The 13,555-nt window shown below is 38.3% G+C and carries 10 protein-coding genes and 3 tRNA genes; 2 read left to right on the top strand and 11 right to left on the bottom strand.

The genetic code is table 11. The features are described 5' to 3' along the window. Nucleotides 1–106: 106 nt before the first annotated feature. Nucleotides 107–2,521 (bottom strand): ABC transporter permease, encoded by a 2,415-nt coding sequence (locus V6256_RS05575; RefSeq protein WP_341597085.1) that lies wholly within the window; start codon nucleotides 2,519–2,521, stop codon nucleotides 107–109. Beyond that, nucleotides 2,521–3,204 (bottom strand): ABC transporter ATP-binding protein, encoded by a 684-nt coding sequence (locus tag V6256_RS05570; RefSeq protein WP_341597084.1) that lies wholly within the window; start codon nucleotides 3,202–3,204, stop codon nucleotides 2,521–2,523. Before V6256_RS05570 ends, V6256_RS05575 begins: the two co-directional genes overlap by 1 nt. Here V6256_RS05570 and V6256_RS05565 point away from each other — a divergent pair. Further along, complete coding sequence (locus V6256_RS05565) at nucleotides 3,203–3,808, top strand: arylesterase (RefSeq protein ID WP_341597083.1); 606 nt, start codon at nucleotides 3,203–3,205, stop codon at nucleotides 3,806–3,808. The genes V6256_RS05570 and V6256_RS05565 overlap by 2 nt on opposite strands. 189 nt (nucleotides 3,809–3,997) lie before the next feature. Beyond that, complete coding sequence (locus V6256_RS05560; RefSeq protein WP_341597082.1) at nucleotides 3,998–4,873, top strand: DMT family transporter; 876 nt, start codon at nucleotides 3,998–4,000, stop codon at nucleotides 4,871–4,873. Between the two features lie 239 nt (nucleotides 4,874–5,112). Here the strand turns inward: V6256_RS05560 and V6256_RS05555 are convergent. The 9 genes from V6256_RS05555 to grpE all read right to left on the bottom strand — a co-directional run bounded on the left by V6256_RS05555 (nucleotide 5,113) and on the right by grpE (nucleotide 13,482). Next, a tRNA-Leu gene (locus V6256_RS05555) sits at nucleotides 5,113–5,198 on the bottom strand. Nucleotides 5,199–5,208: 10 nt separating this feature from the next. Further along, nucleotides 5,209–5,282, bottom strand: a tRNA-Cys gene (locus V6256_RS05550). A gap of 8 nt (nucleotides 5,283–5,290) precedes the next feature. Next, nucleotides 5,291–5,366 (bottom strand) — tRNA-Gly (locus V6256_RS05545). 185 nt (nucleotides 5,367–5,551) lie between these two features. Then, on the bottom strand, nucleotides 5,552–6,103 hold the full coding sequence (pgsA, locus tag V6256_RS05540) for a CDP-diacylglycerol--glycerol-3-phosphate 3-phosphatidyltransferase (RefSeq protein WP_341597081.1): 552 nt from the start codon (nucleotides 6,101–6,103) through the stop codon (nucleotides 5,552–5,554). 183 nt (nucleotides 6,104–6,286) lie between these two features. Further along, nucleotides 6,287–8,119 (bottom strand): excinuclease ABC subunit UvrC, encoded by a 1,833-nt coding sequence (gene uvrC, locus V6256_RS05535; RefSeq protein WP_341597080.1) that lies wholly within the window; start codon nucleotides 8,117–8,119, stop codon nucleotides 6,287–6,289. A gap of 91 nt (nucleotides 8,120–8,210) precedes the next feature. Next, on the bottom strand, nucleotides 8,211–8,855 hold the full coding sequence (uvrY, locus tag V6256_RS05530; protein ID WP_341597079.1) for a UvrY/SirA/GacA family response regulator transcription factor: 645 nt from the start codon (nucleotides 8,853–8,855) through the stop codon (nucleotides 8,211–8,213). Between the two features lie 567 nt (nucleotides 8,856–9,422). Then, on the bottom strand, nucleotides 9,423–10,547 hold the full coding sequence (gene dnaJ, locus V6256_RS05525) for a molecular chaperone DnaJ (RefSeq protein ID WP_341597078.1): 1,125 nt from the start codon (nucleotides 10,545–10,547) through the stop codon (nucleotides 9,423–9,425). A 145-nt stretch (nucleotides 10,548–10,692) separates the two neighbouring features. Beyond that, nucleotides 10,693–12,600, bottom strand: a complete 1,908-nt coding sequence (gene dnaK, locus V6256_RS05520; RefSeq protein ID WP_341597077.1) for a molecular chaperone DnaK — start codon at nucleotides 12,598–12,600, stop codon at nucleotides 10,693–10,695. Between the two features lie 297 nt (nucleotides 12,601–12,897). Further along, nucleotides 12,898–13,482 carry a nucleotide exchange factor GrpE gene (grpE, locus tag V6256_RS05515; protein ID WP_341597076.1) on the bottom strand — a complete coding sequence of 195 codons (585 nt, stop codon included), beginning with the start codon at nucleotides 13,480–13,482 and terminating at the stop codon, nucleotides 12,898–12,900. Nucleotides 13,483–13,555 lie beyond the last annotated feature (73 nt).

The following is a 13,555-nucleotide window of genomic DNA, read 5'->3' as shown; positions in this document are numbered from 1 at the left end:
AATTTCAAGTTATTTTGAATCGCTAGCTTCACTGTTCAAATGCGTTTAATCAGCCATAAAAATAATTTGATTTAATTCAACCAACTCAAGTCATTAGTATCGCCATTTATCTAAGTGGTTTTAATAACTGCTTAATCACAGAACCTAAACTAACAAAGACAATGAAAACCGCCAATACAGGTAACACCAACCACATACTCGGATGTAACTGCACAGGAAGATCAAATCCCCATGTCATTAAACTCGCTAGAATTATTTCAGCAGCAATAGCAGCAACGAATCCAGCACTTAAACCAAGTAAGCCATATTCAGCCCATAAGGTATGACTGATACGTTTTTTACTCGCGCCTAAGGTTCGATATAAGGTTATTTCTCGTTTACGTTCACTTAAACTCAAGCGTAATAAAGTAAAGATCAATAAAACACCAGCAACAACCCCTAATGCTGCCAAACCTGTTAATGACCAAGATATTTGCCTTAACAATGCCTGTACTTTATCCGCCATGGTACGTAAATCTAATAGCGTTACCGTTGGGTATGCACGAGCGAGTTGATTAACTAATGGCGTTTGATCTTGCGTCGCTCTAAAACTAACCATCCAAGTCGATGGTAAATCAGCAACCGCATCTTCGCTAAAAATAAACACAAAGTTAGGCTTTAGACTCTGCCACTCCACCGCCCTAAATGAATTAATGGTTGCGCTGAAAACTTGACTGTTCACTTCAAAAGTTAATTTATCTCCTAGTTTTAACCCGAGTTCATTAGCGATTTCTTGCTCTACTGAAACGGTTTTCTCGCCGCTCCACTCACCAGCAACCACTTCGTTATAAACCGGTAACTCTTTTAACCAAGTAAAATTAACTTCTCGTTTTAAAACCCGAGTCTCTGCCGTTTCATAAACATCAAGATCTGTTGTTTTTTGATCATTTATTGCCGTGACTCGACCACGCATAATCGCAAATGCATCGCTGTGTGGTAGCGCTAAGGTATTAAGTTTCTGTAAATACCCCTGCTGCTGTTCAGGACTAATATTAATTGAAAATACATTCGGAGCATCAGGAGAAAGTGTTTGTTGCCAGTCACCTAATAAGTCACTTTTAATCAACCAAATCAATGCCACCAGCATCAGCGAGCCAGATAATGCCGCTAATTGCATCATACTATTTTTAGGAGAACGGTTTATTCGGCTTAATGCGAGACTCAGCGCAGCTCCCCATTTAAATTTAGCCACTGCTTTTAGTAAGCCATAACTTAATCCTGCTAACACAACAAACAACACTAATAAGCCAACTAATACCATCCACACCAATTTATTCGCACCATAAAAAACAATTAACGCGGTAAATGGTAATAAAATTAACCACCAGCTTGTTTTTGAATATGTGACTTGCTGCTTCTGAATAACGTTAATGGCAGGAGCATCTAACAATCTTGTTAATGGAATCAACAAGGCAGGTAGGCCAATGCAAAGTGCAACACCTAGTGCAAAAAAGAAAGGTTGAAAACCAACGTCTGGTAAGGTTTCAGGTAAGATCCCTGCTAGAGGAATCCTTAATAAATACTCTAAACAAAGCCCTATTACGCTACCTAACACTAAGGCAACCACAAACATGATCATTACTTGAGTGCTTAACCAAACGCGTACCCACCCCCTACTTGCGCCCATACTTTTTAACATGGATACCGTTTCACTACGACTGCGCGCATAATGTAAACAGGTCAGAACCAAGGTGACAGCAGCCATCAGAATCACCAATAAAATAGTTAGCGATAAGTACTGCTTAGCTTTATCCATTAAACGTACAGCACGGCTTTCTCTATTCTGATCGAGCCAACGCTCACCGGCTTGCAAATCATAATCGGCTTGAAATGACGCTAATGAAGCAAGATCTCCATTAATAAATAAACGATAACGAACTCGACTACCTATTTGCACGGCACCTGTTTTATCAAGATCGGCATCGTGAATGAATAAGTTAGGAATAGTATTAAAGGGGTTATAGGCAATTTCAGGCTCATCAATAATCAGCCCGCTAATGTTTAGCTCAGCATCGCCAATGGCCACTGTCTCACCTACTTTAGCTTCTAGCAACGAAAGCAACCGCGGTGATACCCAAACCTCTCCTGGCTGTACTTGGTGCTTAATTTGTTGCGCTTCATCTTGAAGATTAAAGTCGCCCCTTAACGGGTAATTACTTTGTACACTTTTTACCGTGACCAACTGCATGTTGAGGTCACTAAATGCCATTGTCTGAAAACGACTTTGTAAGGAAACGGTTAGCCCAGCTTGTTTTGCTTTAGCAATTAAACTAGGCGATATTGGGTTGGAAGATCTTAGTACCAGATCTGCAGCTAATAAATTTTTACCTTGCGCTGTCATTATTTTTTCAACGCGTAATGCCAAGGTAGATAGAGCAACAACGCAGGCAATAATAAGTGTAAGTGCGACCATTACTGGCCATAATTGGCCAGACCAAATCTCTCGCCAGCTCCAGTTCATTATCATTTTATTTGCTTTCATTATCTTTCCTGACATTGGCCTGCATTAATAATAAGCGTGCGTTGACAACGCTTAGCGAGTTCCGGATCGTGTGTCACTAAGACCAACGTAGTACCTTGTTCTTTATTCATCTCAAATAACAACTCAATAACATGTTGCGCTGTTTTTTGATCTAAGTTCCCGGTAGGTTCATCAGCGAACAATATTTTAGGACGAGTCACAAAAGCACGCGCTAAAGCCACACGCTGTTGCTCACCGCCAGAGAGTTGTGTCGGTAAATGCGTTTCTCGTCCAGCTAAGCCAACTTCCTTTAAAAGCGCTTTGGCTTTTTCATTATTACTGGCTTCATCTTCATTACTGCGTAAGACCATTGGTAAAGTGACATTTTGTAAGGCATTTAAAGAAGGGATAAGTAAGAAATTTTGGAAAACAAAACCAATCGACTCACCGCGCATTTTCGCGCGTTGTTCGTCATCCATTTCAGAAATCACCTCACCGAGTAGTGAAATAGATCCTGACGTTGGTTGGTCTAAACCTGCCAGTAAACTCATCAATGTCGACTTCCCCGCACCAGAGGTTCCCATAATAGCAACAGACTCCCCCTCATTGATGTTAAAAGAAATCCCCTTTAGGATAGATAATTCGTTATCATTACTTAGCACTGACTTAGTGATATTCTCAACATTTATAATGGACTGACTCATGATTAAATTCGTTTCCTTATTATTTTCGCTGCTACTATTTTCACCTGTCGTTAACAGTACCACGTTACTTATTGTGGGCGATAGTTTAAGCGCGGGCTACAATATCCGCGCAGAAAAAAGCTGGCCTGTCTTATTACCAGCAGAATTAACAAAACAACAGCAACAGCTAACGGTTATTAACGCCAGTATTTCAGGTGATACCAGCGGTAATGGACTACAGCGCATACCCGGTTTATTAACTCAACATAAACCTGATTATGTGCTCGTAGAATTAGGCGCAAATGATGGCTTACGTGGTTTTTCACCGAAAATCATTAGCGATAACCTAAGTAAAATGATTGACCTTATTGAAGCGCAAGACGCGCAAACAATATTAATGCAAATCCGTGTTCCAACTAATTATGGAAAACGTTATGGAGATGCATTTGCCTCTATTTATCCTACGTTAAGCGAACAAAAAAAGATCCCTTTAATGCCATTTTACTTAAAGCAAGTGATCGTCAAACCTGAGTGGATGCAACAAGATGGCTTACACCCAAATGAAAAAGCACAAGCTTGGATTGCAGAATTCATCGCCACTGAATTAGGCAAAATCATAAACTAAAGATCAGCGCTTATTTAACCAAAAATATCACTGTTATTGTTAATGCCAATAACATTGATATTGCTACTGCTTATTAAGTAGAAAGGCTATAAAAGAAATTTATTTCAAATAAAACAATAACAGGGTATAAAAACACTTCAGGATAAACTTCAATTTATATTTTCAACACTATATAGCAGGGTATTGATTATGATAAAAAACCAAAAAACTGCCACTGCCTTTGCATTATTAGCTGTATTGATGTGGTCGACGGTCGCAACTGCTTTTAAAATAACCCTAACGCATTTCAGTGCATTACAAATGCTATTAGTCTCTAGCCTAGTCAGTTGCTTAGTCTTAATTTTTATCTGTTACCATCAAAAAAAATTAACATTGCTCAAAGATAACTTTCTAAAAAAGCCCTCTTTTTATTTATTAATGGGCGCTATCAACCCCTTTTTATATTACCTATTGCTTTTTCAAGCCTATGATCTTTTACCTGCACAGCAGGCACAATCTCTTAATTACACCTGGGCCATTACCTTATCGCTACTAGCCGTACCGGTTTTAGGACATAAGCTACGCAGGAATGACATTATTGCTATTTTATTGGGTTATTTAGGTGCTTTAATTATAGCGACTAAGGGGGATTTACTTACCTTAAGCTTTGATAATCCAATTGGTGTACTATTAGCCTTATTAAGCACCCTACTTTGGGCTTGTTATTGGATTTTTAATAGTAAAAATGATGCGGAGCCAATTACTTCTTTATTACTTTGTTTTTTATGTAGCTTGCCGATGATTCTAATGACAGTGGTGATCTTTGATGATATTGCCATGACATCTTGGAAGGGTTGGTTAGGCGCAGCTTATATCGGCTTATTTGAAATGGGCTTAGCCTTTGTTGCTTGGTTAACAGCGCTTAAGTATGCAGAGAGTACCAGTAAAATAAGTAACCTAATTTTTATCTCACCTTTTGTCTCCTTATTACTGCTTAGTCAGATCATTGGAGAAAGTATTTATCCTGCAACTATCATTGGCTTAATTCTGATTATATTAGGCTTGTTGATTCAGAAGATAAAATAAGTCCCTTTCGTAATCTCTTAAGGCTGTTCTGAGCATTGTATGCTTACAACAGCCTCAGATAACCTTAAACCAAGTAAACACACAGAATAACCTCATACTTTATGATCGTGGCTAAAAGCAGATATCGTTAAAAAATAAAATTAGATTAGTTTTATTAGTAAGTGAGAAAATGATTTTGATAAGTGAGGGTAAATTTTAGATATAAAAAAACCAGCTATAAGCTGGTTTATTTATAGAATTGGTGCCCGGAGCCAGACTTGAACTGGCACGCCTATTAAGCGACGGATTTTAAATCCGTTGTGTCTACCGATTTCACCACCCGGGCAATTCTATAATGGAGGCGGAACCCGGAGTCGAACCGAGGTAGATGGATTTGCAATCCACTGCATGGCCACTCTGCCATTCCGCCAAAACATTTGGAGCGGTACACGAGACTCGAACTCGTGACCCCAACCTTGGCAAGGTTGTGCTCTACCAACTGAGCTAGTACCGCATCACTATGTTTATCTCAAGAAGAACTAGTTAGTAACTGTTTCCCCTCTCGATGTGTGCGCATTCTAATGATTCCTGACAATGAGTCAATAGAAATTATCGACTTTTTTACATCTTTTAACTTGTTCGACGCTTTTTTAGACGAAGCGCCTAGATATCAAACAATTATTCGCTTTTAATTGCTTTTTACTTACTATTTTTTTTCAATAACGGCCAAGCAGCTTTTAAATAAATAAACATCGACCATAGCGTTAAGGCAGTTGCAATATACAATGCAATAAACCCAACCCACTCCATTGCCACTGAGTATTGCCAAATTAACAATAATAGAGCGGCCATTTGAGCTGTTGTTTTAACTTTACCGATAAATGACACGGCAACACTTGAGCGCTCACCTAATTCAGCCATCCACTCTCGTAATGCCGAAATAATAATTTCTCTACAGATCATGACCATCGCAGGAATGGTTACCCAAATATTGGCATAATGTTCAACCACCATCACCAGTGAAACTGCCACCATAATTTTATCAGCAACCGGATCCAAAAAAGCACCAAAAGGGGTTTGTTGGTTTAATCGGCGGGCTAAATAGCCATCAAGCCAATCCGTCGCCCCTGCCAGCATAAAAATAAATGCAGCAAATGGAGCAGCCCATGAAAATGGTAAGTAAAAAATAACAACAAAAATAGGAATTAAAATAATTCTAAAGCCGGTAAGCATATTGGGAATGTTAAACATTAATTTATCCTTTAGGGTAAGCCTGCTTATTTTGGCATTTTATGCTTTACTTTGGCAAACCCTTAACAGATAAAATAAACAATTAACTTATTCTAATCACGACTTATTGTTATCTGGGAGGGAAAATACACTGAAATGAAAAAACATAAGTTAATAAAGTTTTGAGTCCAGCTAACATTTACCTTAATGGTGCAAAGCTTCATGAATTGTTTCGGCTAAACTGATGCTAATCCCATTTAACTTACTCAATTCATCGATACTTGCAGATTTCACACCTTGTAGCCCACCAAAGTGATTCAGTAACATCTGACGACGTTTAGCACCGACACCAGGAATACCTTCTAATGTACTTGTTCGACGCACTTTATCGCGCTGCTGTCTGTGTCCCATAATCGCAAAACGGTGTGATTCATCACGAATTTGTTGAATTAAATGTAATGCAGGTGAATCACTACTCATTTCAACAATCTCATGGCTATCAGCCAATATTAAGGTTTCTTCACCGGCTTTACGCTCAACGCCTTTTGCAATCCCAATTAATAGTGGGTATTTACCAGGAAAATGAGCTTCAAGAGAGCTAATGATCGTTTCCGCTTGACTTAACTGTCCTAATCCACCATCAATAAAGATGATATCTGGTGTAGTTTCTGGGCTTTGCACTTCTTTAAAACGGCGTGCTAATACTTGCCCCATAGCCGCATAATCATCCCCAGGCGTAATCCCTGTAATATTAAAGCGGCGATAATCTGATTTCTTAGCCCCTTCACGATTAAAGACCACGCAAGACGCAACGGTTTTCTCTCCCATCATATGAGAAATATCGTAACACTCCATGCGTTGAATAGGCTCGGTTAACTCTAGCTTTTCTTCGAGTAAACTATAACGCTGTAAAATAGATTTTTGCTGACTCAAGTGTGTACTCAATGCCACATTAGCATTGGTTTTGGCTAACTTAACAAAACGAAGCCGTTCACCACGCATGACTACCTTTAATTTTGTTTTGTAACCACTGTGTGCAGAAAACAGCTCTTCAAAAACAGCACGATCAGCAAAGTCATCGCTTAATAAAATCTCTCTAGGTACGGCACGACCATTTTGTCCAGAAAGATAGAACTGGCTTAAGAAACTACTAAGGATTTCTTCTTTGGCACTGTTTTTAGGCACCTTAGGAAAATAGTTACGACTTCCTAATACTCGCCCCTGTCGAACAAATAACATATGGATACTGGCAACACCATGTTGATAGCTAAATCCAAGCACATCTAACTGCTCAACTTCACCACTCACCCATTGCTGCTCTTGGACTTTTTTTAATGATTGAATTTGATCTCGTCTAACCGCTGCTTTTTCAAACTCAAGAGATTCACTCGCAGATTCCATTTCTGTCACTAACTCTTCGATGACAGGCTGGCTCTTCCCTTGTAAGAATGCTGTCGCTAATTCAACTTGGTGTTGGTACTCCTGCTCTGGCATTGCTTTAACACAAGGGCCTAAACATCGTTTTAATTGATACTGTAAACAAGGACGAGAACGGTTCTTATAATAACTATCTTCACACTGGCGAATAGGAAACAACTTTTGCATTAGATGTAAGCTTTCACGCACCGCGCCACCGCTTGGATAAGGACCAAAATAAGTCCCTTTACGCTTTTTATTCTGTGAACGAACAAGCGTTAGCTGTGGATGCTTATGATCACTTAAAAATAAATAGGGATAAGATTTATCATCACGTAACAACACATTGTATTTCGGCTTATGCTGTTTAATGAAGTTATGCTCTAGGATCAGCGCTTCAGTTTCCGTATGAGTGATGGTGACTTCAATACGTACGATATGACTCACTAAAGCCAAGGTTTTAGGGTGTTTTTGAGTCAAACTAAAATAACTACTTAAACGTTTCTTAAGGTTTTTTGCTTTACCGATATAAATAATCTGATCTTTATCGTCGAACATCCGATAAACACCAGGTTCAGTAGTAACCGTTTTTAAAAAAGCATCTGAGTCAAATTTAGCCATGGGACCTATTCATTATTTAAATATTTAATTGAGCACCAATAAAAAAGCACCTACGAGAGGTGCTTAATATAGCATTTAAACGTCATTATGTTTAAAGCGTATCCGCGTCTAACATTCCGTAACGTATAGCCAAGTGAGTTAGTTCAACATCACCTTGTACACCTAATTTATCGAATAAGCGATAACGGTAACTATTCACGGTTTTAGAGCTTAAGCTCAATTGCTCAGAGATATCTACAACACGTTGACCTTTAGTGATCATAATCATGATTTGTAACTCTCTTTCCGATAATACTCGGAACGGATCTTCATTACTTGGCGCTAATTGTGATAACGCCATTTGTTGTGCAATTTCAGGTGCCAGGTATCGCTGCCCAGCATTAACAGCTCTGATTGCGTTTAATACTTCATCAGGACATGCTGCTTTACTTAAATAGCCAGCAGCACCTGCTTGCATTACTTTGGTTGGGAATGGGTTTTCAGTATGCATAGTTAGCATAATAATTTTAATATCTTCATTGATACGCAAAATTTTATTCATCGCATCAAGCCCACCAATACCAGGCATATTAATATCCATTAATATAACATCTGGTTCATTATTACGGCACCACTTAACGGCTTCTTCTCCGCTTTCAGCTTCGCCAATTACTTTCATGCCTCGAACATCATCAATGATACGGCTTATCCCTGTACGAACTAATTCATGGTCATCGACCAGCAGGATATTTATCACTAAACTTCTCCGTATGAGTTAAATAAACTCATAAATTAAACAGGTTAATACTAATTTTTCAGGGGAAACATCGGCAAGCACCATCATTGTGTTAAGTAAACATCAATGTGTTAACACTTGTTAATATTTTATAACCTCCATTTTTCGAGCGATTACTCTACATAATTATTAACAGGTCTTATAGAGCCAATGTGCGCTATTCCTCACTTTATTGCTATTTATACCAATCACACTAATTAACTGATCTATTTTACTTGCTAAAATAACTTATTTCTTCGTTGTAATTTTCGCAAATAGAACAACTATTTAACTCAAATTACGCCTTAAACTAAGTCATTTTTTCTGCGCAAAATTTAGATCGCTTATTTAATATAATTGGTATTATTTACCGACTTTCATTCAAGTGGATAAATATCATACAATATATATTTTGATTTTCACTTCTCTTTTTAGCATACCCAATGGTATGACAAAAACGACGGACATCATAACAAACTATTCAATATATAAAATATTTAAGATATAAAAAAGGCCACTTAAAAGTGGCCTTGTCGATATTTTTAATAATTATTTAGCAATATCATCAAAGAATGTTTTTAAACTATTTAAAAAACCTTCTGATTTCGGTTTATGCTTTTTACTGCTGCTTGAACATAAAGAATTTTCAAATTCTTTTAGTAACTCTCTCTGTTTACTTGATAATTTCACCGGCGTTTCAACGGTTACTTTACACATCAAATCACCAGTAGAGTGGCTGCGTACTGACTTAACACCTTTATTACGCATACGGAACATACGTCCTGTTTGCGTCTCTGCAGGGATTTTAAGTTTAACACGACCATCTAGTGTAGGAACTTCAATTTCTCCACCTAGTGCCGCTTCAGTAAAGCTAATTGGTACTTCACAATATAAGTCATTACCATCACGCTCAAATACATCATGCGGAAGTACATTCATTTGAACATATAAATCACCCGCCGGTGCACCTTGCTCTCCTGCTTCACCTTCACCGCTTAAGCGGATACGATCGCCAGTATCAACACCAGCTGGAATTTTAACTGATAATGTTTTACTGCGCTCGTAACGTCCTTCACCATGGCACTTATTACATGGGTCAGTAATGATCTTGCCTTTACCACGACAAGTAGGACATGTTTGGTTAACAGCAAAGAAACCTTGGCGCATTTGCACTTGGCCTTGTCCATGACAAGTACCACAAGTTTTAGTATCAGTGCCTTTCTTCGCACCAGAACCATTACATTGCTCACAATGAACTAATGTAGGAATTTGGATCTCTTTAGAGATACCTTTAACAGCTTCTTCTAATGTCAGCTCCATATTGTAGCGTAAATCAGAACCTTGCTGCGCGCGTTGTTGACCACCACGGCGGCCCCCACCAAAGATATCTCCGAATATATCGTCGAAACCACCGCCACCAAAACCACCGTGACCGCCTTGGCTTTGTTGATTAACACCATCATGACCGTATTGATCAAATGCCGCTTTTTTCTGCGGATCACTCAGTATTTCGTAAGCTTCTTTTACTTCTTTGAATTTCTCTTCTAACGAGGCATCACCTTTAGTACGATCAGGATGAAACTTCATCGCCAAGCGTTTATAAGCTTTTTTTATCTCTTTTTCTGTCGCATCTCGGCCGACACCAAGTACTTCATAACAATCGCGTTTAGACATGATTAGTTCTCAAACCTTTGTTGTTAACAATCCCAATCAATTAAAACTATGATTCAGATTTATATTGTTTAAAACAAACACGCGGATTATAGATAAATCCATAACCCGCGAGCTTAAACGATACTTCTTATTTAGGGTTACCTAATTATTTTTTCTCGTCTTTTACTTCTTCAAACTCAGCATCTACGATGTCATCGTCTTGCTTAGTTTCAGCTTCAGGTTGTTCACCACCAGCTTGTGCTTTTTGTTGAGCAATTTCCATTAGCTTTTGAGAAGCTTCTGCAAGCGCTTGAGTTTTCGCTTCGATTTCATCTTTATCTTCGCCTTTGCTTGCTGTTTCTACTTCAGCAATTGCAGCTTCAATTTTTTCTTTCTCATCAGCTGGTAATGCATCGCCTGCTTCTTCAATTTGTTTCTTAGTACCGTGAACCATTGCATCAGCTTGGTTACGTGCCGTTACTACTTCTTCAAATTGCTTATCTGCATCAGCATTTGCTTCAGCGTCATTTACCATTTTTTCAATCTCTTCGTCAGATAGACCTGAGCTTGATTTAATCGTGATTTTTTGTTCTTGGTTAGTATCTTTATCTTTAGCAGATACATGTAAGATACCGTCCGCATCCATATCGAAAGTTACTTCGATTTGTGGTGTACCACGAGTCGCAGCACGAATACCTTCTAGGTTAAATTGACCTAGAGATTTGTTGTCTGCAGCACGCTTACGCTCACCTTGAAGAATGTGGATTGTTACCGCACTTTGGTTATCTTCAGCCGTTGAGAACGTTTGAGACTGTTTAGTTGGGATTGTTGTGTTTTTATCGATAACTTTCGTTAATACACCACCCATTGTTTCGATACCTAAAGATAACGGTGTAACGTCTAATAATAGTACGTCTGTTTTGTCACCAGAAAGTACAGCACCTTGGATTGCAGCACCCATTGCAACTGCTTCATCAGGGTTAACATCTTTACGAGCTGCTTTACCAAAGAACTCAGCAACAACTGATTGAACTAGAGGCATACGAGTTTGACCACCAACAAGGATAACATCGTCGATTTCGCCAACTGATAAATCAGCATCTTTAAGTGCTAGACGTAATGGTTCTAATGTTGCTTTAACCATGTCTTCAACTAGAGACTCTAATTTAGAGCGTGTAATTTTAACATTTAAATGCTTAGGACCTGTTGCATCAGCAGTGATGTAAGGCAGGTTGATATCTGTTTGTTGTGAAGAAGAAAGCTCGATTTTTGCTTTTTCTGCTGCTTCTTTAACACGTTGCATCGCTAGTGGATCTTTAGTTAGATCAAAGCTTTGCTCTTTTTCAAATTCTTTAACGATGTAGTTGATTAGACGGTTATCGAAATCTTCACCACCTAAGTGTGTATCACCATTTGTAGCTAGTACTTCAAATGTTTTCTCGCCATCTACTTCATCGATTTCAATGATTGAGATATCGAAAGTACCACCACCTAAATCGTATACAGCAACCGTGCTGTCACCTTTAGAGTTATTAACACCGTAAGCGAAAGCAGCCGCTGTTGGCTCATTGATGATACGTTTAACATCAAGACCAGCGATACGACCAGCATCTTTAGTTGCTTGACGTTGTGCATCATTAAAGTAAGCAGGTACTGTGATTACTGCACCAGATACTTTTTCACCTAGGTAATCTTCAGCTGTTTTTTTCATTTTTTTCAAAACTTCAGCAGAGATTTGTGGCGGTGCCATTTTATTACCGTGAGCTTCAACCCATGCATCACCATTATCAGCTTTGATAATGTTGTAAGGCATGATTTTAATATCACGTTGTACTTCTTCATCTTCAAAACGACGACCGATAAGACGTTTGATTGCAAATAAAGTATTTGTTGGGTTAGTTACAGACTGACGCTTAGCAGGTTGACCAACTAACGTTTCACCATCTGTGTAAGCAATGATTGAAGGAGTAGTACGCTCGCCTTCTGCGTTTTCAATGATTTTAGCTACATCACCATCCAGTACAGAAACACATGAATTTGTAGTACCTAAATCAATACCGATAATTTTGCCCATTTTACTTTCTCCACACATATTAATATTGTTATTTGTTTAGTTGACTCTCTGCGTATTCGCAGTGTCCGTTTCATACTTTCATATATAAGGGGCTATTTTCTTGTTTCAAGGGTAACTGATAAAAAAATTGAATTATTTTTAAAAAAATTAAAAATAATGTTCTTAGGCTGGTCACTGCAAGCAATTATCAGCAGAAAAATAAATAAAAGGCAGCAACAAACAGATCGGTTTAGCAACAAAACAAAAAAGGTGCCGAAGCACCTTTTATAATATAGAAGTAATTAATACTTAATCAGATTATTCAGCTGCTTTAGAAACAACAACCATAGCAGGACGAATAACTTGGCCGCCCGATAACTCATAACCTTTTTGCATAACAGCAACAACTTGGTTTGGTTCAACACCTTCAACAACTTGCATGCTCATCGCTTGATGTTTTTCTGGGTTTAATGCTTCACCGATTGGATCGATTTGTTGAATGCCAATGCTAGAAATCGCTTTTAACAATTCAGTTAGTGTCATTTCAACACCATCTAACATAGGTTTAATTGCTTCATTTTCTTTATCAGCGTGTTGAATCGCTAATTCTAAATGATCCACAACCGGTGTTAAGGCATTAGCAAAGTTTTTTAATACAGATTTACGACGACTCTCTGCATCAATACCTGCTTTACGAATTTCATTTTGAGCAAAAGCTTGTGCACGAATCACTTTATCTTTCTGTTCTTTTATCTCTTCTTCAGCAGCAGCTAATTTTTGAGTTAACTCTTCAATCAACGCCGCATCAGTATCAATTGACTCTGTTACATCAGCTTCAACATTTTCATCACCCAGTACAGATTCAATTGTTTCATCTACTGTTTGTTTTTGTTCTTCACTCATAATTTAATCCTACTTGATTTTGTTTAGGTCACTTTTATAGCCTCTATTATGGGGATAGTAATAATAGTTTCAA

The organism is Psychromonas aquatilis, assembly GCF_038155185.1.
Classification (GTDB): Bacteria; Pseudomonadota; Gammaproteobacteria; order Enterobacterales; family Psychromonadaceae; genus Psychromonas; species Psychromonas aquatilis.
Note: the sequence above shows the minus strand (reverse complement) of the source record. Positions and strands in the feature narration are given on the sequence as shown.

Coding starts and splice junctions, on each gene's coding strand:
- V6256_RS05575 (WP_341597085.1), bottom strand. CDS start 2,521: ATGAAAGCAAATAAAATGATAATGAACTGGAGCTGGCGAGAGATTTGG.
- dnaK (WP_341597077.1), bottom strand. CDS start 12,600: ATGGGCAAAATTATCGGTATTGATTTAGGTACTACAAATTCATGTGTT.
- V6256_RS05560 (WP_341597082.1), top strand. CDS start 3,998: ATGATAAAAAACCAAAAAACTGCCACTGCCTTTGCATTATTAGCTGTA.
- pgsA (WP_341597081.1), bottom strand. CDS start 6,103: ATGTTTAACATTCCCAATATGCTTACCGGCTTTAGAATTATTTTAATT.
- V6256_RS05570 (WP_341597084.1), bottom strand. CDS start 3,204: ATGAGTCAGTCCATTATAAATGTTGAGAATATCACTAAGTCAGTGCTA.
- dnaJ (WP_341597078.1), bottom strand. CDS start 10,547: ATGTCTAAACGCGATTGTTATGAAGTACTTGGTGTCGGCCGAGATGCG.
- uvrC (WP_341597080.1), bottom strand. CDS start 8,119: ATGGCTAAATTTGACTCAGATGCTTTTTTAAAAACGGTTACTACTGAA.
- grpE (WP_341597076.1), bottom strand. CDS start 13,482: ATGAGTGAAGAACAAAAACAAACAGTAGATGAAACAATTGAATCTGTA.
- V6256_RS05565 (WP_341597083.1), top strand. CDS start 3,203: ATGATTAAATTCGTTTCCTTATTATTTTCGCTGCTACTATTTTCACCT.